Source organism: Apilactobacillus sp. (assembly GCF_025290035.1).
Classification (GTDB): Bacteria; Bacillota; Bacilli; order Lactobacillales; family Lactobacillaceae; genus Apilactobacillus.
In genome coordinates this window covers 215,155-236,395 of the sequence record NZ_JAMBKT010000001.1, presented here as the reverse complement: position 1 = coordinate 236,395, position 21,241 = coordinate 215,155, and the positions used below count along the sequence as shown (strand labels likewise).

At 33.2% G+C, this 21,241-nt stretch carries 15 protein-coding genes; 14 read left to right on the top strand and 1 reads right to left on the bottom strand.

Annotation, left to right across the window (positions count from 1 at the left end; all coding sequences use genetic code 11):
- Positions 1 to 84 precede the first annotated feature (84 nt).
- From hrcA to M3005_RS01090, 14 genes are all read left to right on the top strand, one after another.
- Positions 85 to 1,125, top strand: coding sequence for a heat-inducible transcriptional repressor HrcA (hrcA, locus tag M3005_RS01155; RefSeq protein ID WP_293792924.1), 1,041 nt, complete (start codon positions 85 to 87; stop codon positions 1,123 to 1,125).
- 14 nt (positions 1,126 to 1,139) lie between these two features.
- The gene (gene grpE, locus M3005_RS01150) at positions 1,140 to 1,712 is read left to right on the top strand and encodes a nucleotide exchange factor GrpE (protein WP_293792923.1); all 573 of its coding nucleotides are present in this window, start codon (positions 1,140 to 1,142) and stop codon (positions 1,710 to 1,712) included.
- Between the two features lie 29 nt (positions 1,713 to 1,741).
- Complete coding sequence (gene dnaK, locus M3005_RS01145; protein ID WP_293792922.1) at positions 1,742 to 3,592, top strand: molecular chaperone DnaK; 1,851 nt, start codon at positions 1,742 to 1,744, stop codon at positions 3,590 to 3,592.
- An 81-nt stretch (positions 3,593 to 3,673) separates the two neighbouring features.
- Entirely contained in the window at positions 3,674 to 4,831 is a 1,158-nt protein-coding gene (gene dnaJ, locus M3005_RS01140) for a molecular chaperone DnaJ (RefSeq protein WP_293792920.1), read from the top strand.
- 119 nt (positions 4,832 to 4,950) lie between these two features.
- Positions 4,951 to 6,789, top strand: a complete 1,839-nt coding sequence (lepA, locus tag M3005_RS01135; protein WP_293792919.1) for a translation elongation factor 4 — start codon at positions 4,951 to 4,953, stop codon at positions 6,787 to 6,789.
- Positions 6,790 to 6,966: 177 nt separating this feature from the next.
- Entirely contained in the window at positions 6,967 to 8,220 is a 1,254-nt protein-coding gene (locus M3005_RS01130; RefSeq protein WP_293792917.1) for a solute carrier family 23 protein, read from the top strand.
- 167 nt (positions 8,221 to 8,387) lie between these two features.
- Positions 8,388 to 13,418: a bifunctional glycosyltransferase/CDP-glycerol:glycerophosphate glycerophosphotransferase gene (locus tag M3005_RS01125; protein WP_293792916.1), complete on the top strand. Its 5,031-nt coding sequence runs from the start codon at positions 8,388 to 8,390 to the stop codon at positions 13,416 to 13,418.
- 333 nt (positions 13,419 to 13,751) lie between these two features.
- On the top strand, positions 13,752 to 14,492 hold the full coding sequence (locus tag M3005_RS01120; RefSeq protein ID WP_293792915.1) for a fructose permease: 741 nt from the start codon (positions 13,752 to 13,754) through the stop codon (positions 14,490 to 14,492).
- Positions 14,493 to 14,657: 165 nt separating this feature from the next.
- Complete coding sequence (locus M3005_RS01115; RefSeq protein ID WP_187291394.1) at positions 14,658 to 14,984, top strand: hypothetical protein; 327 nt, start codon at positions 14,658 to 14,660, stop codon at positions 14,982 to 14,984.
- Positions 14,985 to 15,055: 71 nt separating this feature from the next.
- Positions 15,056 to 15,940 (top strand): 50S ribosomal protein L11 methyltransferase, encoded by an 885-nt coding sequence (gene prmA / locus M3005_RS01110; RefSeq protein ID WP_293792911.1) that lies wholly within the window; start codon positions 15,056 to 15,058, stop codon positions 15,938 to 15,940.
- 3 nt (positions 15,941 to 15,943) lie between these two features.
- Positions 15,944 to 16,687 (top strand): 16S rRNA (uracil(1498)-N(3))-methyltransferase, encoded by a 744-nt coding sequence (locus M3005_RS01105; RefSeq protein WP_293792910.1) that lies wholly within the window; start codon positions 15,944 to 15,946, stop codon positions 16,685 to 16,687.
- 43 nt (positions 16,688 to 16,730) lie between these two features.
- A complete protein-coding gene (locus tag M3005_RS01100) occupies positions 16,731 to 18,959 on the top strand; it encodes a RelA/SpoT family protein (protein WP_293792908.1) in 2,229 nt (742 codons plus the stop codon).
- Positions 18,960 to 18,971: 12 nt separating this feature from the next.
- Positions 18,972 to 19,418 (top strand): D-aminoacyl-tRNA deacylase, encoded by a 447-nt coding sequence (gene dtd / locus M3005_RS01095; RefSeq protein WP_293792907.1) that lies wholly within the window; start codon positions 18,972 to 18,974, stop codon positions 19,416 to 19,418.
- A 44-nt stretch (positions 19,419 to 19,462) separates the two neighbouring features.
- On the top strand, positions 19,463 to 20,095 hold the full coding sequence (locus M3005_RS01090) for an HAD-IA family hydrolase (protein WP_293792906.1): 633 nt from the start codon (positions 19,463 to 19,465) through the stop codon (positions 20,093 to 20,095).
- Here the strand turns inward: M3005_RS01090 and M3005_RS01085 are convergent.
- Entirely contained in the window at positions 20,081 to 20,926 is an 846-nt protein-coding gene (locus tag M3005_RS01085) for a fructosamine kinase family protein (RefSeq protein ID WP_293792905.1), read from the bottom strand. The genes M3005_RS01090 and M3005_RS01085 overlap by 15 nt on opposite strands.
- Positions 20,927 to 21,241: the final 315 nt, after the last annotated feature.

Genomic DNA, 21,241 nt, shown 5'->3' with positions numbered 1-21,241 from the left:
GATGTATCTGATATATTATAAATTGTGGTTAGCACTTAAAGTATTTGACTGCTAAAGGTGCTAATCGATAAGGAGTGATCTGGTATGCTAACTGAAAGAGAAAAAATGATTTTAAAAGTAATCGTTAATGATTACACTAAGTCAGGAGTTCCAGTAGGTTCGAAGGCATTATCCAGTCAACTACCAATTCATGTTAGTTCTGCGACCGTCAGAAATGAAATGGCTTTTTTAGAAGAGATTGGATTAATTACTAAAAACCATTCATCATCTGGTAGAATTCCATCAATTGAAGGTTATCGCTATTATGTTGATAATCTTTTGAATCCTAATCCCATTGATAATAACGATATGATGCTAATTCAAAATTCGTTATCAGGAAGCTTTAGGCAAATTGATGAAATCGTTAAGCAATCTGCTGACATACTATCAAACTTAACGAATTATACGGCGTTAACCTTGAAGCCGGAACAAGAAACAGTTCCTATTTTGGGCAGTTTTAGACTTGTTCCACTAGGGAATCATCAAGTAATGGCAATTTTGATTACTAGTAATGAGGAAGTCGTTAATCAAGTTTTCCATATTTCTGGAGATATTAGCGGAGATAGATTGGAAGCAATTGTGAGAATGATTAATGATAAATTAGCTGGAAACCCACTTGATGAAGTGGTTATCAAACTAAAAGAGGAAATCGTTCCAGAAATCCTTAAGTATGTTAGTGATCCAGATAATTTAGTTAAAACACTAGACGATGTTTTAGCTGAAGCTTCTACTAACCAATTTTACATTGGCGGAGAACTGAACTTATTGAGTTTTACTGATAATAATGACGTCAGTTATTTGAAGCCAATTTATTCTTTACTTAATGATAAAGATGATGCATCCAAGTTCATTAAGAGCTCTGACAATTCTGTATCAGTTAAAATTGGTCCGGAATTGAGTAATGAGTTGTTGAAGGATTACAGTATCATCACTGGTTCTTATGATGTAGGACCATATGGTAAAGGTGTTATAGCTGTTTTAGGTCCTACCAGGATGCCATATTCAAGAGTGATTGGTATTGTGGATGGATTTAGAAATGAGTTATCAAAAAAACTGAGAAATTATTATGATAAATATAATCAGTAAAAGGAGGCATTCACTTGGCAAGTAAGAAGGATGATGAAAAAGACCTAAAAGAAGCTACTGATAAAAAAGAAAAAGTAGCTAATGATAAGGGCACTAAGAAAGAAAAAGCGAAAAAGGACGCTAAAAATCCTTTAGAAGAAAAAGTTAAAGAACTTCAAGCACAAGTTGATGATTTCTCTGACAAGTACCTTCGCGCTGAAGCAGAAATGCAAAATATGCAAACACGCTTTAAAAGGGAAAGAGCAGATATTTATAAATATGATGGTCAAAAATTAGCCACTAGTGTTTTACCAGTAATGGATAATTTAGATCGAGCTCTTCAAGTTGAAGTTTCAGATGAAAACGGAAAACAATTAAAGCAAGGTGTTGAACTTGTTTTAAAACATTTTAATAAGGCTTTATCCGAAAACGGAATTGAAGAAATTGATGTTTTAAATAAGAAGTTTGATCCAAATGAATGTCAAGCTGTACAAACTGTTCCAGCAGATGATGAACATCCTGCTGACACAGTTGTTGAAATTTTACAAAAAGGCTACAAATTAGCTGATAGAGTTATCAGACCATGTATGGTTGTTGTAGCACAATAATAAATTTGATAATAAGGGGATAATAAATTATGGCAAGTAATAAAATTATCGGTATCGATTTAGGTACCACTAACTCAGCTGTTGCTGTACTAGAAGGTAAAGAACCAAAAATCATTACTAATCCTGAAGGTGCAAGAACTACACCATCTGTAGTTGCATTTAAAGATGGCGAACCACAAGTTGGTGAAGTAGCTAAGCGCCAAATGATCACTAATCCAAACACAATCGCTTCAATTAAGAGTCACATGGGTGAAGAAGGTTACACTGTTGATGTTGATGGTAAGAAATATACACCACAACAAATTTCAGCTATGATCCTACAATACATCAAGGGATTTGCTGAAGATTATCTTGGAGATACAGTTAGTGAAGCAGTTATTACTGTTCCTGCATACTTCAATGATTCACAAAGACAAGCTACTAAAGATGCTGGTAAGATTGCCGGTCTTGATGTAAAACGTATCATTAACGAACCAACTGCTGCTGCATTAGCATATGGTCTAGACAAACAAGACAAAGACGAAAAGGTTTTAGTATATGACCTTGGTGGTGGTACTTTTGATGTTTCTGTTCTTGAATTAGGTGATGGTGTATTCCAAGTACTTTCAACTAATGGTGATACTCACCTTGGTGGTGATGATTTCGATAAGAGAATCATGGACTACTTAGTTGAACAATTTAAGAACGAAAACGGAATTGACTTATCACAAGACAAGATGGCTTTACAACGTCTAAAGGACGCTGCTGAAAAAGCTAAGAAAGACCTATCAGGTGTTTCAGAAACTGAAATCAGTCTTCCATTTATCGCTTCTGGTGACAATGGTCCACTTCACTTAGAAACAAGCCTATCACGTGCTAAGTTTAATGAATTAACTTCTGACTTAGTTGATAAGACTAAAGTTGCTTTTGACAATGCCCTAAAAGATGCCGGATTAAGCACTTCAGACATTGATGAAGTTATCCTAAATGGTGGTTCAACTCGTATTCCAGCTGTTCAAGAAGCTGTTAAGAACTGGACTGGAAAAGAACCAAACCACTCAATCAATCCTGATGAAGCCGTTGCACTTGGTGCTGCCGTTCAAGGTGGTGTGCTAACTGGTGATGTTAAGGATGTTGTTCTATTGGATGTTACTCCACTATCATTAGGTATTGAAACTATGGGTGGTGTATTCACTAAGTTAATCGATAGAAATACAACTATTCCAACTTCAAAATCACAAGTATTCTCAACTGCTGCTGATAACCAACCAGCTGTTGACATCCATGTTCTTCAAGGTGAACGTCCAATGGCTGCTGATAACAAGACATTAGGTCAATTCCAATTGACTGATATTCCTGCAGCACCTCGTGGAATTCCTCAAATCGAAGTTAAGTTTGATATTGATAAGAATGGTATCGTAAATGTTTCTGCTAAGGATAAAGGTACTGGTAAGGAACAAAAGATTACCATCAAAGATTCAAACGGTCTTTCAGATGATGAAATCCAACGTATGATGGATGAAGCAAAGAAGAATGAAGAAGAAGACAAGAAACGTAAAGAAGAAGTAGATCTAAAGAACGAAGTAGATCAATTAATCTTCCAAACTGATAAGACTCTAAAGGATGTTGAAGGTAAGGTTTCTGAAGATGAAATCAAGAAGGCTAAAGAAGCTGAAGATGCATTGAAGAAAGCTAAAGACGACAACAACTTAGAAGAAATGAAGGCTAAGAAAGACGACTTGAGCCAACAAGTACAAGCACTTGCTGTTAAGTTATACCAACAAGAACAAGCTCAAGGCGGCGACCAAGCTGCATCAGCTGACTCATCAGATGCTAAGGGTAAAGACGACAACACAGTTGACGGCGATTTCCATGAAGTTAACGATGACGACAAAAAATAATAAATAATTATTCAATAAAAGGTCAAAGTCTGACTGATGGGCTTTGGCCTTTTATTGCAAAAATATTAATGGGGGATAACAATGGCTGATAAAGATTATTATTCAATATTAGGAATATCAAAAGATGCCAGTCAAGACGAAATCAAACGAGCATATCGTAAAATGTCTAAAAAGTATCATCCCGACATCAATAAAGAACCTGGTGCCGAAAAAAAATTTAAAGAAATAAACGAAGCATATGAAGTGCTAAGTGATGATCAAAAACGTCAAAACTACGACCAATTCGGTTCAGCAGAAGGTCCTGCTGGAGGATTTGGTGGCGGTGCTGGTGGTTTCGGTGGCGCCGGTGGATTCTCAGGATTTGGTGGCGGTGGATTCGATGATATCTTTAGTCAATTCTTCGGTGGTGGCGCCGGTGGAAGAGCACAAAGAGATCCTAATGCACCTGTAAAGGGAAGAGACTTACAATACCAAATGACGATTAATTTCGAAGATGCAGTATTTGGTAAGACTACTACTATCACATATGATAGAGAAGCTAAATGTGATAAGTGTGAAGGTTCTGGGGCTAAACCAGGAACCCATCCAGAAACTTGTCATGAATGTAACGGTAGTGGATATGTAACTGGTGTTCAAGATACTCCATTTGGAAGAATGCAAACTCAACATCCATGTCCTACTTGTGGCGGAACTGGTAAAGAAATTAAAGAAAAATGTGACAAGTGTCATGGTTCAGGTCACATGCACGAAAGCCACAAGGTAGAAGTTAAAATTCCTGCTGGTGTGGATGACGGACAACAAATGAGATTACAAGGACAAGGTGAAGCTGGTGAAAACGGTGGACCTTACGGTGATTTATTCATTGTCTTTAGGGTAAAAGAAAGTCGTGAATTCGAACGTCAAGGTGATGATTTATACTATGACCAAGACATTTCATTTACTCAAGCTACACTAGGAAGTACGATTAAGGTAAAAACAGTCTATGGCGATGTTGAAATGAAGGTTCCGGCTGGAACTCAATCTAATACAACATTTAGACTTAGAGGAAAAGGGATGCCTAGAATTAACAGTGGTTCAAAGGGAGATCAATTAGTTACTGTTAAGGTAGTTACACCTAAGAACCTTAATAAACAACAAAAGATAGCGCTTAAAGCATTTGCTGAAGCTTCTGGAGAAAAAGACTACAAAGATGGTGGTTTTTTCGAAAAAATGAAGGACGCTATGAACGGTAAGAAGTAAATAAAAAGAGTCGTTAAAGCGACTCTTTTTTTGTTTGCTATTAATATTATTTAGTTTGTACAAACCGTGTGCGGTTGTTATAATTATATTAATATATTACGTTGAAAGTAGGAATAAACATGGATTTAGAAAAAATGAAGGAACATCAAAAATACATTCGTAACTTTTCGATTGTTGCTCATATTGATCATGGTAAATCTACTTTAGCTGATCGAATTTTGGAAATGACAGATACTGTCGCTAAAAGAGACATGCAAAATCAATTGTTGGATGATATGGAACTTGAAAGAGAACGTGGAATCACAATCAAATTAAATGCAGTTGAACTAAAATATCATGCTAAAGACGGTCATGATTATGAATTTCACTTAATCGATACACCTGGACATGTCGATTTTTCATATGAAGTTTCAAGAAGTTTGGCAGCTTGTGAGGGTGCTGTATTAGTTGTTGATGCAGCCCAAGGTGTTGAAGCTCAAACCTTAGCTAATGTTTACTTAGCAATTGATGACGATTTGGAAATTGTTCCAGTAATTAATAAGATTGATCTACCTTCTGCTAGACCAGATATGGTTAAAAAAGAAGTAGAAGACATCATTGGAATTGATGCAGATAACGCTGTGCTAGCTAGTGCTAAAAAGGGAATTGGAATTGAAGATTTATTAGAAAGAATTGTCGAAGAAGTTCCAGCACCTACTGGTGATTTAGATGCGCCACTAAAGGCATTAGTATTTGACTCAGTCTATGATGACTATCGTGGAGTTGTTCTTAGTGTTCGCTTAGAAGATGGGGTCGTTAAGCCCGGCGATAAAATCAGATTAATGAACAGTGGAAGTGAATATGAAGTAACCGAAGTCGGTGTTAACTCTCCACATCCAGTTCAAAGAGAATATTTAATGGCAGGGGATGTTGGATACATTACCGCAAGTATCAAGGATATTAACCAAACTAGGGTTGGGGATACTGTAACTAATGCTAATAATCCTGCAGAAGAAGCTTTGCCTGGTTATCGTGAAATGGAACCAATGGTCTATTCTGGATTGTATCCTACTGATAACGCCAAATTCACAGATTTAAGAGAATCTCTAGAAAAACTAAAGCTTAATGATGCAGCGTTAGAATTTGAACCAGAATCTTCACAAGCGCTAGGATTTGGATTTAGATGTGGATTCTTAGGAATGTTGCACATGGATGTTGTTCAAGAAAGATTAGAAAGAGAATTTAATCTAGATCTTATTACAACAGCTCCATCAGTTACTTACCATGTGTTCACAACAGATGGTAATCGTAAAGATGTGGAAAACCCATCAGAAATGCCTGATGCATCCGAAATTAAGTCAGTTGAAGAACCATATGTTAATGCAACCGTAATGGTGCCAAATGACTATGTTGGAGCGGTAATGGAACTTTGCCAATCAAGACGTGGTCAGTTTGATACAATGGAATATATTGATGATTATAGAGTTAATATCATGTATTCAATTCCACTATCAGAAATCATTTTTGATTTCTTTGATAAGTTGAAATCAACTACCAGAGGGTATGCGTCACTTGATTATGAATTAGGTGACTACAAGCCATCTGATTTAGTTAAGATTGATATCTTGTTAAATGGTGAAAAGGTTGATGCATTGAGTTTTATTTCACATCGACAATTCTCAGCAAGTCGTGCCAGAATTATTGTTGAAAAGCTTAAAAAGATTATCCCTAGACAAAACTTTGAAATTCCAGTTCAAGCTGCTATTGGAGCTAAAGTTATTGCTAGAACTAATATTAAAGCTTATCGAAAAGATGTTACTGCGCACCTATATGGTGGGGATAGAACTAGAAGAATGAAACTACTTGAAAAGCAAAAGGCTGGTAAGAAGCGTATGAAGGCAGTTGGTAAAGTTGATATTCCACAAGCTGCATTTATGGCGGTTCTACAAACAGATGAAGAAGAAACTGATAAAAAGTAGTTGACATTTCTTATTAATCTAAGTATTATTTAATAAAAATATAGAGTCTTTAATTTAGTCCCGTGAGGCTGAAAAGATTGAACGAATTTAATTAAAATTTGTAAAGGTCTATTTATCTCGGGATAAATAGACCTTTTTTGCTAAATTAAAGCTCTTAAGTTTTTGGGAGGAAGAATTATGGATAAAAAGCAAGATGTTATTTTAGATGTTAATGACAAACCGGGATTCTGGCTATGGATTGGTTTATCATTACAACACATGTTCTCAATGTTTGGGAGTACAGTAATTGTGCCATTACTAGTTGGATTGAGTCCAAGTATTGCACTATTTACATCAGGTGTAGGAACATTAATTCATATCTTAGTGACACAAAAGAAAATTCCCGCATACATGGGATCTAGTTTTGCTTTCATTGTTCCAATGAAATATTTGATGCAAGTGACAGGTTATCCTGGAATCGCTCAAGGAGTGATCGCTGTTGGGGTTATTTACCTAATTGTCGCTCTATTGATCAGCATGATTGGTTCAGAATGGATTGATAAGTTATTGCCAGCCGTAGTGGTAGGACCAGTTGTTATTGTAATTGGTTTATCATTAGCAGGAAGTGCTGCCAACGATGCAATGTTAAATAATGGTAACTATGACTACAAATACGTTATCGTTTCGCTTGTAACATTATTATTAGCAATATTCTTTAATATGTATGTAAAAGGCTTCCTTGGCTTTATGCCAATCTTATTAGCAATCATCTGCGGTTATGTAATTTCAATCGCAATGGGACTAGTAAATCTATCTACTATTGCAAATGCACCATGGTTTGCAATGCCTAAATTTGAAATTCCATTTGTTTCATACAACGTTAAGTTTGAATGGGGAGCAATTATTGCAATCGCACCAATTGCCTTTGTGACAATTACTGAACATTTGGGTCACTTAATGGTCTTAGATGAATTAACTGGTAGAAATTATTTTAAAAACCCTGGTCTAAACAGAACTTTAACAGGGGACGGATTAGCATCAGTCTTCGCTGGATTATTTGGTGGACCAGCCGTTACAAGTTATGGTGAAAACATTGGAGTTATGGCGATTACAAAGATTCATAGTGTTTATGTTTTAATCGGAGCTGCAATCTTCGCCGTATTATTCTCATTTATTAATAAGTTAAACGTACTAATAATGCAAATGCCACTACCTGTAATTGGTGGTATTAGTTTCTTGCTATTCGGTACTATTGCTTCTAGTGGGATTAAGATCATGATTGAAAACCAAATTGATTTAGCTAAGAAGAGAAACTTAATGATCATATCAACTATCTTAGTAATCGGTGTTGGTGGATTCATGTTAAAAATCGGAACATTACCTTTAAACGGATTAGCTGTTTCAGTAATCTTAGGAGTAATATTGAATTTAGTATTACCTAAAAATGAATAAATATTAATAAAATACCAATTAAAAATGAAGTTATTAATGATATAATTTAGCTATATCATTCAAAGTAATCGCTATATTACTTTGCACCAATTGACCGAATTTTTAATCGGTATTTTTTTATTTTCAATATTTATAACAAACAAAAAGATAAGTGAGATGTAATAACAATGAGAGAACCATATTTATCTGTGATTGTAGCCTGTTATAACGTCGAAGATTATATCAGAAGATGTTTAGACTCAATTGCAAATACAACTTTTCCCAAGGATAACCTTGAAGTATTGATGATTGATGATGAGTCAACAGATAAAACAAAAGATATTATTGATGAATATGCTGAAAAATATGATTTCTTTAGAGCATTACATAAGACTAACGGTGGAATTAGTACCACTAGAAATTATGGGATGAAGCATGCTAGAGGGCAATATATCGCATTTGTTGATGGTGACGATATTGTCCCAGAAGATGCATATTCCAATTTAACTTATAAAGCACGTCAAAACGATTCTGATGTTGTTGTTGGATTCGTAGAACGTTTTGATAAATATCGTTTAACTAATTCATATCTGCACTCATTTGCTGTGCATGATGACTATAATTCTACTGATATTAGAAATAATCATGATTTGCTATATGATACTACTGTATGGAATAAGTTATACAAGCGTTCTTTTATAGTGGAAAATAATATTCAATTCATTGAAGGGATGATTTACGAAGATATTCCCTTCACTTTAGATGTGCACTTGAAATCAAAAAAGACATCCATTATTGAAGATGTTGTCTACAAATGGAGATGGCGAGAAAGTTCAGATTCAATTACTCAAACAAGAAGTGCGCTTTCTAACTTCCAAAACCGTTTGGATGCTTTAAATATTGCATATAAAATGTTATTGGATGCTGGTTTTACTAAGGACGATAGTATCATCAGCGATTTTATGTATAAGGTTTTATTCTTGGACATATACATTTTTATCCAAAACCTTGGTGATAATGAAGAAGACTATATATACAAAGTCCAAGAAATGGTTTATGTTTTCCTAAGAGATTGGGAATTATGGAATGCAGATATATTTAAGCAACTGCCAATTAAGCACCAAATAATGTATCATGCTCTTCAAATAAATGACATCTCTTTGATTAATTCATTTACTTACAATGAAGTGATAGGTGAATTTAAAGATAGTTTCCATGGTAAAAAGTACCAACTAAGATTGCCAGAAATTAGTGATGATAAAGAACTAATTAAAGAGCTAATTTTAGATAACAATAATTGTAAAATTGATCAAAAAATTCGTAAGGCTGAATATAGAGATATTAAGAAGGGTACTTTTGAAATCAGTGGTGCTTTTAAATTCAATCGAATTAAATTAATAAAAAAATGGTTCAAGAAATCCAATTCAAGTGAATCCATTACAGCCAAATTAATTAATATAAAAAATAATAAGTCCTTTAGCGTAAATATTATTAGAAAGCCAACAGTATTATTAAAACGTATTATGAAGCCTAAGGGTAAGTACAATAATGCTGGATACGAAGTTGTCTTTAGTATTCCAAAAGCAATTAAACATCTAGGTGTTGGGACATGGAAATTACAAATTAGTAATTCAATCAGCAATAAGTATTTTATTAACGATGTAGCAACTAATCCAACCGCTAAGTTAGCTGATAAGAAATTAATGCCGTTTGAAAGAGACGGGTTTAAGGTTATTACTAGATACAACAGTGTTGGAACATTAGTATTTGATGTTGATAGTATTGAAGCTAAAAAAGGCCATGATCCAATAATTAGTGTTCCAACCGTTAAGGATGAAGAACACGTTATTTTCAATATGGCTAATGCAACTGCCAGTGATTACAATATGGTTATGTCAGATGGACACAATCAAGTTATTGCGAAGCAAGATCATGAGGGTGGCTTTATTTTTGCATTGGGTGATTTCAATAAGCTATTTGTAAATAAAAAAGTCGGCTTATTTATTCGTGATACAGTTACTAACGCATTAGTCGGATATTCATTCTTCTCTGAAAAGATGCATAAACAAATTAATTTATCTAATGATTATTCATTATCAATGTATTATGGTGACCCCAATCATATGGAAATGACATATGAAAGAACTCCTTTTGTCATCAATAAAATGACGATTAATAATTCCAACGTCTTAAAGGTAGAAGCTAAGTTAAAAAACTATAGTGATTTAAAGAACGTTAATATTAATAATAGTCGTGTTGAAATGATTAGTAAGGATAAGCAAACCAGAGTTGTTCTTAATAAAGATAATAACGATTTGAAATTTAATGAAGGTATTTTATCTTTCAATTACGAGTTAACCAACGATCAAAAAACGCAGCTAAATCTTTTAAGCGGAGATTATCAATTTAAGGCGTACATCTATAATGAAAATCGAGTAGATATTTATCGAATTAAGTATGCGAAAAAAGCCAAGATTGGGTTAACTGATTTACCTTTCAAAGGCAAAACAGTTGTTAAATATGAAGTGAAAAAAGATGCTGATAAAAACATCTTATTATGTATTAACCAGCCATTCTTTAAACTAATTGATTCTAAAAAATCACTTAGATCACTATCATACTCATTGCTATATCCTTTAATGAGATTTCTACCGCTAAGAAAAATTATGATTTTCGATTCATATTGGTCTTCTAAATTCGATAGCAATGAAAGATTGATGTATGAATATGTAGTTAAAGAGCATCCTGAAATAAAAACTGTTTGGATTTTCAATAACGTTGAAACAAAAATCAGTGGGAATGCTGATAAAGTAAAGGTTAATAGCTTTAAATATTGGTATTACTTAGCGGTTGCTAAATATATTATTCAGAATACAAATATGCCAAATAGATATGCTAAGCGAAAGGGACAAATTGAAGTAGAAACTCTTCATGGAACATTTTTAAAGCACATGGGTTATGATGAACCACACTTTAAATTTGGAACAAAGAAGATTCAAAACCTTTTTGCTAGCCGTAATCGTCGTTGGGACTATTTAGTTGTTCCATCAGACTATATGGCAAGAACTGCAAGCAAGGCATTTAATTATAGTCAAAAGATTATTAAATCTGGTTTTCCTAGAAATGATGAATTGTATACCAACAACAATGTTGATTATTGTAATCAAATTAAGAATAAAATTGGTATTCCGTTAGATAAAAAAGTTATCTTATATGCTCCAACCTATAGAGCGGATGCTGGATTTGACTTTAAATTGGACCTAGATAAACTACAAGAAAAACTTTCTGATGATTATGTATTATTAGTTAGATTGCATTATTTTGTAGCACACTCAAATAGTTTTTATTCTAATCCTGGATTTGTCTATGATGTTAGTGACTATGACAACATTAATGACTTATATCTAATTGCTGATACGTTGGTAACCGATTATTCATCAGTTATGTTTGATTTTGCTCATTTAAAACGACCTATGATTTTTTATGCATATGATAAAGACTGGTATTTAGATGAAGAAAATCGTGGTGTTTATCTAGATTATGATAAACAAATGCCTGGTCCAATTGTTTATGATGAAAATAAATTAATTGATAGCTTAGCTAATTTAAATAGTGTTCATGACCAATATAAAGAACAATTAGATCAGTTCTATACAGAGTTCGCACAATATGGGGATGGAGGAACAGCAACAAAGCAAGTTGTTGAAACCGTCTTAAATACTAACGATACTGAATTAGATCAAGAGCCTGATGATAAGTTGATTACTAGAAAAATTGGTCATTTCTTTAATACTAATTATTTACAAGCGGAAATTTTAAATTGGTTATCCAAGAAATTATCAAAGAAGAACATTGTTATTTTTGAAAGTTTCTTTGGAACTCAATATTCAGATAACCCTAAAGCTATCTATGAATACATGAGGGATAATTATCCACAATATAAACTATATTGGAATGTTAATAATGAAGATAAGCAATACTTCATTGATAATAAAATTCCATATATTCTTCGCTTTGGGTTTAGTAGTATTTGGAAACAAGCTAGAGCTAAATATTGGGTAACCAATGTTAGAAGACCATTTAGATGGCAACCTAGTGAAGATACTATTGTTTTACAAACTTGGCATGGAACACCGTTAAAAACACTGGCAGCTGATGTTATGAAAGTAACAATGCCAGGAATGAATGCACAAAAGTATCATAAAGATGTTTTTAAAGATGATAACAGATGGTCAAGATTGATTGCTCCTAATATGTATTCAGTTAAGATTATGCAACGAGCATTTAGAATGAAAGCAAATCAAATGCAATTAGATGGATACCCAAGAAATGATGTATTAATTAATCATACAACTGATGATATTGAAAGAATTAAACAATCACTAAATATCAATAGCAATAAAAAGGTTGTATTGTACGCACCAACATGGCGCGATAATGAGTACGTTAAAAATGATGAGTTTACAGCTAAATTACATCTTGATTTAGATCAAATTAAGAATACTTTTGGTAGTGATGTTTTAGTTTTAGTTAGAACACATTACTTAATTTCAAACAATCTAGACTTATCAAGTTATACTGATATCGCTTTGGATGTAAGTCAATACCCAGATATTGCAGATTTATATTTAATTAGTGACGTTTTAATTACTGATTATTCTTCTGTAATGTTCGATTATGCAACATTGAAACGACCAATGATTTTCTTCACGTATGATTTAGATGCATATGCGAATGAAATTCGTGGATTCTATTTTGACTTCGTTAAAGAAGCTCCTGGACCAATGGTTAAAACAACTCAAGATGTTGTATCCAATCTAAAAGAGATTTTAGATGATTGGCAACCAAACGAAAAGTACATGGCATTCTTTGATAAATATGCATCATGGATGGATGGAAATGCATCTAAACGAGCAGTAGAAAAGATGTTAAGCAAGCATAGTTTGGAACCAGTTGAGAATGATAATCTTTCAGATTACAATTTAGAAAAGACAATGATTGTAAAAGATGGTTCAGCATTATGGGAGCCTGAAAAAGACTTCGCAGACTTTAAGGATATAAAATTTGCAAAGAATGTTGATGGCGATCAAAAAGTGCAAGTGCTTAAGGAAATGCATTTAATCGATTCTCACTTTAATGAACAAGTGGGTGACTCATTTGCATTGATTAGATTAAACAGTAACTCTTATTGGGTAAACATATTTGATTTAACAAAATAGGAAAAAGCATTGAATAATATTCAATGCTTTTTTGTTTGAAAAAATATTAAAAAGGGGTTTATTTTATATAGAAAATGGTTTATAATTTATTTTGTTATAAAGTTCACAAACTAAATATAAGTTATTTTATGTACAAACTAAGTAATATCAGATTATGATATTTATAAATATTAGTTTAAATATCTTATGAAAACTTACTTTTAAAGAGGGTTTAAGCAACTTTTAAAAGTTTGTGCTAAATTTAACTAAGTTATAGGTGGACATTATATATATTAATAATAGATAAAAGTTTCACAAATTAAAACTATTTAGGGATAAAGGGGTATTGTTATCATGCAAATTAATGGAAGTGCTAACAAAACTAAAAGAACTATTTCATGGACTAGTGCTATCATCTACTTTTTAGTATCTTTGGTTATTAATTCAATGGGGAATGTTTTAACATTAGTAACTAGTGCTAAGATTCACCCATCATTCTTAGGATCAGCATATTGGACTGCTGCTGAAAATAACCTAGGATTTGCGGTTTTAGGTAATGGTAAATGGGTATTATTCTGGGCATTCTTTGGATTAGGAATGTTGATTACTGTATTAAACTCTATTTTAGTTGGTAAATGGAGCTGGAGTAGAGTTCTTGGAAATGCTGCGTTTTTAGGACCATTCTCATTGCTAATTAATTACTTTAACGGAATCGTTACTAATTGGTTACCTGATGCACACGGTTGGTTAATGACTGTTTTATATGTTCTATTAAACTTCGTTGGTGTTTCATTTATTGCAATCGCAATTTCAATTTACCAACGTGTTAACATTGCTTTACATCCTGCAGATGATTTAATGCAAATTTTAAGATTTAAATACTGCAATGGAAATGCTTCAAAGGCAATGTGGTTCTCATACATTCCACCAACATTAATGGCAATCATTGCTATTATTATTACTCATCAATTTAATAACTTTGGATTAGGAACAATCTTTGCATTCTTCTTCCAAGGTGGAATTACTGGAATTGCTGATAAACATATCTTTAAAAACTTAAAACACCAAGCAATTGATGTTGGTGACGTAAAATAAAATCGTAAAGCGCTGAGTTCTTTCTAAATATTGAAATTTCAGCGCTTTTCTTTATGCTTTTATAGGTAGACAATTGGTCAAACTTAATATAAAATTTATATAGAATGATTTATGGACAGATTTATGCTTTATTAAATAAATAATACGAAAATGGAGGTGTTAATAATGCTTAATCGTACAAAAAAGTTTTTGAGAGATAATGGATACTATTACAAAAAGACTTATATTAGACCATTGCTTACTCCTGATAATGTTTATGTGTTTAGATTTGGAAAGAAAAACTTGGATAATCGACTAATCATTAGATACGGTCATAAATGGACTGGTAGACAAAAAATTAATGAAATTGACTTAAGACTTCATAAACAAAAACATCCTCGTATTTTCAAAGACGAAAATTCACTAATGTTGTACTTAGAATCACACTTACAACAACATGAGGAAAAATTGAAACAACTTAAGCTGCAAAAGGCACAAGCTGAGTCTAAGTAATAAGTTAAATTAACGGAGTGTGTCCATATGGATGCACTTTTTTTGTAAAAAGTTAACAGGGGAGTATGGCAATGGAATGGACAGAAATTTCAGTATTAACTAATGATGAATCACAAGATGCAGTAATCAATATCTTAATGGAGTTTGGATCACTTGGAGTTGAACTTGATACTATTGATGAAGATACTTTAAGTATTAATTCTTATTTTCCAGAGGATTTTGATATTGAATCAAAGGTTCCAGCAATCCAATCAAGAGTTTCACAATTGGCAGAATTTGGCTTGAACCCAGGTGAAGCCAAGGTGATTACTAAGAATTTGAATGATGATAAATGGAGTTCAGAATGGGAAAAGTATTATCATGCTAAGAGAATTACTAAATTCTTAACTATCTCACCAGTTTGGGAAAACTATGTGAAAGAGTTTGATGGTGAATTAGTAATAAAATTAGATCCTAAAAAAGCTTTTGGAACCGGTGTGCATCCAACCACTGTATTATGTTTACAAGCGATTGAATCAGCAATTCGTGAAAATGAAAGTATCCTAGATGTCGGTACTGGTTCTGGGGTCTTAAGTATTGCTGCTAAATTACTTGGTGCTGGAGAAATTAGTGCTTATGATTATGATGACGATGCTGTCGATTCTGCAAAGAAAAACGTCGCTTTAAATGGATTTGAAAATGACATCTTTGTTGATAAAAACAGTTTATTAGATGGTATATCTAAGAAAGCAGATATCATTCTAGCAAATATGCTACCAGAAGCGGTTTTACCATTAATTCCACAGGCTGCTAACAACCTTAATGAAGGCGGGAAGATCATTATTTCTGGTATTATTAAAGATAAATTATCAATTACATTAGAAACTTTAGAAAACAATCAATACGTAATAGACCAAGTAACTACTCTAGGTGATTGGCGAGGAATTATTGCTCATTTAAGAAGGGATGACGAATAAGTTATGCAACACTATTTCACTAATGAAAATTTAAACGTTGATCAAACTTTTCAAGTGAGTGATGATATTGCACATCATTTTATGTCAGTTCTAAGATCTGGCGAGGGCAATCAATTTGAGATTGTAGATGATAGTCACAAACTTTATATTGCTGAAATTGTTGATCAAGAAAATAATATTGCGAATGTAATTAGTCAAATTGACAGTGATGTTGAGCTACCAATTCAAGCAACAATTGTTTGTGGATTACCTAAAAAAGAAAAGGCAGAGTTGATTGTTCAAAAAGCAACAGAGTTAGGGGTTAGCAAAGTTATTTTTGTTCCTACGGAATGGGCTATTGCAAAGTGGAAAAATAAAGCTGACAAAAAGATTCAAAGATTAGCTAAGATTGCCAAAAGTGCTGCAGAACAATCACATCGAAATGTGATTCCGGTTGTTGAATACATTAATTCGTTAAAAGAATTAAGTGAGATTGAATTCGACCATAAATTAATTGCATATGAAGAATCAGCTAAGCAAGGAGAAAAATCTGATTTAATTAAAACTCTTGAAAATACTGAGGATGGAGAATCTATCGCGATGTTTTTTGGACCCGAAGGTGGAATTTCTCCTAAAGAAGTTAGTTTTCTAAGTGAAAAGGGTTATCAAACTTGTGGTCTAGGTCCTCGAATTTTAAGAACTGAAACCGCACCATTTTATTTTCTATCAGCATTATCAGTTTGTAAGGAACTAAATTTATATAATTAGTGATAAAATAAATGAAATAAACGATTGGAAGAAGGTTTTGGAAATGTCTGAACATAAGATTTGGTCTAAGGAAGATCTATTTAATGAAATTTCCAGCTACATGAATAAAAAGCATGTAGCGATTGTAAAAAAAGCATATGAATTTGCGTCAATCTGTCATAAAGACCAGTTTAGACAATCCGGTGAACCTTATATTGTCCACCCAATTCAAGTAGCAAGCATTCTTGCAACATTGAGAATGGATCCAGAAACCGTTAGTGCTGGATTACTACATGATGTCGTTGAAGACACGGGCGCATCACTAGAAGATATTGGTGAATTATTTGGCAATGATATTGAACTAATAGTTGATGGAGTCACAAAGTTAGGTAAAATTAAGTACAAATCAAATCAAGAACAGCTAGCAGAAAATCATCGTAAATTATTGTTAGCAATGTGTAAGGATATTCGTGTCATGATTGTTAAGCTTGCTGACAGATTACACAATATGCGTACGCTAAAACATTTGAGACCAGAAAAACAACGTCGTATTTCCAATGAAACCCTAGAAATCTATGCACCATTAGCTGATCGTTTAGGGATAGGTACAATTAAGTGGGAACTAGAAGATATCTCACTAAGATATTTGAACCCACAACAATACTATCGAATTGTCCATTTAATGAATTCAAAGAGAAATGAAAGAGTTTCATACATCACTGAGGCAATTGATGAAGTCAACTCACAAGTAAAGCAAATGGGATTAAAGAATGTCCAAGTATATGGAAGACCCAAGCATCTTTACTCTGTTTACAGAAAAATGGTTACCAAGAAAAAGCAATTTGAACAAATTTATGACCTATTAGCTGTTAGATGCATCGTGGATTCTATTAGGGATTGTTATGCTGTCTTAGGAGCAATTCATACTAAATGGTCTCCAATGCCAGGGAGATTTAAAGATTATATTGCAATGCCTAAGGCTAATATGTATCAATCTCTTCATACTACAGTTGTGGGACCAGGTGGTAGACCTTTAGAAGTTCAAATTAGAACTAAAGAAATGCACCAAATTGCTGAATATGGGGTTGCCGCTCATTGGGCTTACAAAGAAGGTATGACTGATGAAGTTAAGGAATCTACTGATAATAACCGTTTGAATTGGTTTAAACGAATTATCGAACTTCAAGAAGACACCGATAACGCTTCTGAATTCATGGATAGTGTTAAGGGAGACCTATTTGGAGATCATGTTTATGCATTTACCCCACAAGGGGATGTCTTGGAACTACCTAAGGGTGCTGGACCATTAGATATGGCTTACTTAATTCATACCGATGTTGGTAACCATACAGTGGGTTCTCGTGTTAATGGGAAAATTGAACCACTTGATTATCAGATTCAAACAGGAGATATTGTCGAAATTATGACATCCACAAGTTCTGCTGGTCCTAGCCAAGATTGGATTAATTTGGTTTCTACCAGCCGTGCTAAACATAAGATTAAACAATATTTTAAATCTCGTGATCGCGAGAAAAACGTTAACGCTGGAAAAGAAATATTGATGAAAGCAATCCGTGACGCTGGATTCGATGTTAACAGCGTTTTAACTAAAGAGAACTTAGATCGAGTATTGAAAAATACTTACTACAATCAAGTTAATGATATGTATGCGGAAGTTGGTTTTGGCAACAAACAACCTAATGGAATCGTTAATGTCTTAACATCTGATATTAGGGATGAAAAAGAACGTCAACGAATCGAACAACAACAAAAAGACATTCTAGAAAATCATCAAACTATTGATAATTCAACTGATGATAGTAACAAAACGAGTAAAAACAAAAAGCCTTCGGATGGAATCGTAATTGAAGGAGTAGACAACTTACTGGTAAGACTAAGTCATTGTTGCTCACCTGTGCCAGGAGATAAAGTGGTTGGGTATATTACTAAGGGACGCGGAGTATCAGTTCATAGAAGTGAATGTCCGAATATTCATGATGATGATGAAAGATTAGTTAGCGTTACTTGGAATATTTCACCAGATAACCATGCCTTCTTTAATGCTAACGTTGAGGTTCAAGGATACAACAGAAGCAATATCTTAAATGATGTTATTAAAAAGGTAAGTACAGTTTGCAAGCAACTTAATTCCGTTGAAGGAAAAGTTGATCATGATAAAACAGCTACTATTTCTTTGAAATTAGGGGTAAAAAACTTAGAACAGCTTGATATGATTATTGATCACTTGAAAAATGTTGCGGATGTGTACGTTGTAAAAAGACCATTTATGTAAGGAGTAGTTTAGATGAGAGTTTTACTACAAAGAGTTGCGAATGCAAGCGTTTCAGTCGACGAAGAATGTATAGGTGAAATAAACCAAGGATATTTATTATTAGTGGGTGTTAAAGACACTGATACCGAAGATGATATTGATTACTTGGTTAGAAAGATTACTAATCTAAGAATATTCGCTGATGATGAAGGTAAAACTAATCTAAGCCTTAAGGATATTAATGGAGATATCTTATCTGTATCGCAATTCACATTGTATGCAGATACTAAGAAAGGAAATCGTCCATCTTTTGTAAAGGCAGGTAAACCAGATTTTGCGTCAGACATGTATGATAAATTTAATGAAGAATTAAGACAAGCTGGTAACCACGTTGAAACTGGTAGCTTTGGTGCTGATATGCAAGTTCAGCTACTTAATGATGGACCATTTACAATCTTTTTTGACACTGAAAACAAATAAAAAGAGCTTATTAAAGCTCTTTTTTAATTAGGAGATTATTTTATATGAATATGATTTTTGATTTTGATGGAACCATAATGGATACATATCCAATCATGGTTGACGCGTTTGTAGATTCATTAGTTCAACTCAAGGTCGATGATTTTGAAATTGACGACTATGAAATTAATCAAATTATGAGAAGACATTCCCTTGCTACTTGTTTACAAAAATATTCAGCTCACTTTAACCTAAGTGAATCAATTTTATCTGAATATTATCGTAAAAATGAGAGCGAGAATATAGTGGATGCTAATCTATTTTTAAACATAAAACAGGTGTTAACTAAGAATATCGAAGACGGTGGGAAGAATTTTATTCTTACACATCGTGATGATACAGCAATTAAATTATTGCAAAAACATTCTATCGATACGTTGTTTGCTGAGATAGTTACTAAGAATCATAATTTTAAGCGTAAACCAGATCCTGAATCTTTAAATTACCTTATTAACAATAACAACTTAAATCGAGAAAATACGATTATGGTTGGAGACCGTAAATTAGATATAGATGCGGCACATAATGCTGGAATCAAGGGATGTTTATTTGATCCTGATGCAATGATTAATTCAACAGGGGACCCAGAATTTAACTTTAATAACTACTATGATTTATTAAATTCAGAATTGATCTAGTATTGAAATTACAGATGGAAGATACATTTGGCCAAACATAACTAAATGAGCAGTTAAATAGTATAGTTGATAATACTTAATTCTATGTTGCCAACCTTCATCTAGTGGAAAGTTTTGATTATATGATTCATAAAATTCTGAATTAAATCCACCGAAAACTGTACTAACCCCGATGTCAAATTCTCTGTCGCCATAGAAAACATCAGGGTCAATTAAAATTGGTTCACCATTAACAAAAGAAAAATTACCACTCCAAAGGTCACCGTGTAAGAGGGATGGAACACTTTTGTGACTTTTCATGTCAATTTTAAAAGAGTTGATAACATTGTTAAATTTATCCAGCTCATTATTATTAATTAATCCTTGATCGATTGCCCTTTGAATAAGAGGAGCTAATCTTTGGTCAATGAAAAATGATGACCAGCTATCTTGCCAATGATTATTTTTAGGAATCTTACCTAAATCAAAATTATGATTCAAACCAAAATTCGGACCAATTTCATGGTGGACATTTGCAAGCAGTTTACCTAGTTTATTTTGATCACCAATGTGGGATAAATCTAACCAATTTTGAATTAGATAACCATCACCATCAATTTCACCATAAGTAACGATTTGAGGTGTTAAACATCTCTCGCTAAGTTTATTAATTCCTTCAACTTCATGTTCAAAGAATTGTTTTCCTTTATTTGGTTGAACTTTCATAAAATATTCTTTGTTATCAGCTACTATTGAATAAGCTTCGTTTATATCACCGCCACTAACCGAAGAAATTTCAGAAACGTTTTGAAATGGTAAATTTTTCAACCATTCACTTGATAATCTACTCATTAATATCACCTCGAGGGCATTGTACAATTTATTTTTTGCTTCGTAAACATTTGAGTTCTTGACTTTTTTATTAAATTACATTAATCTGAAACATGAATAGAATAGTTGCTGATGAAGAAAAGAAAAGTACGGATTTATTTCGAAAAAAGAGAGCGTTAGTTTTGGTGAAATAACGACGAATTGAGTTCGGAAAGACACTTTTTAGGCTAATGGTCTTATACCATTCGTTATTATACGTTACATAAGAGTTAAAAAAAGGTGGTACCGTGCTTTTGCGCCCTTGTCTAAATATTTTTTTAGACAAGGGCTTTTTTT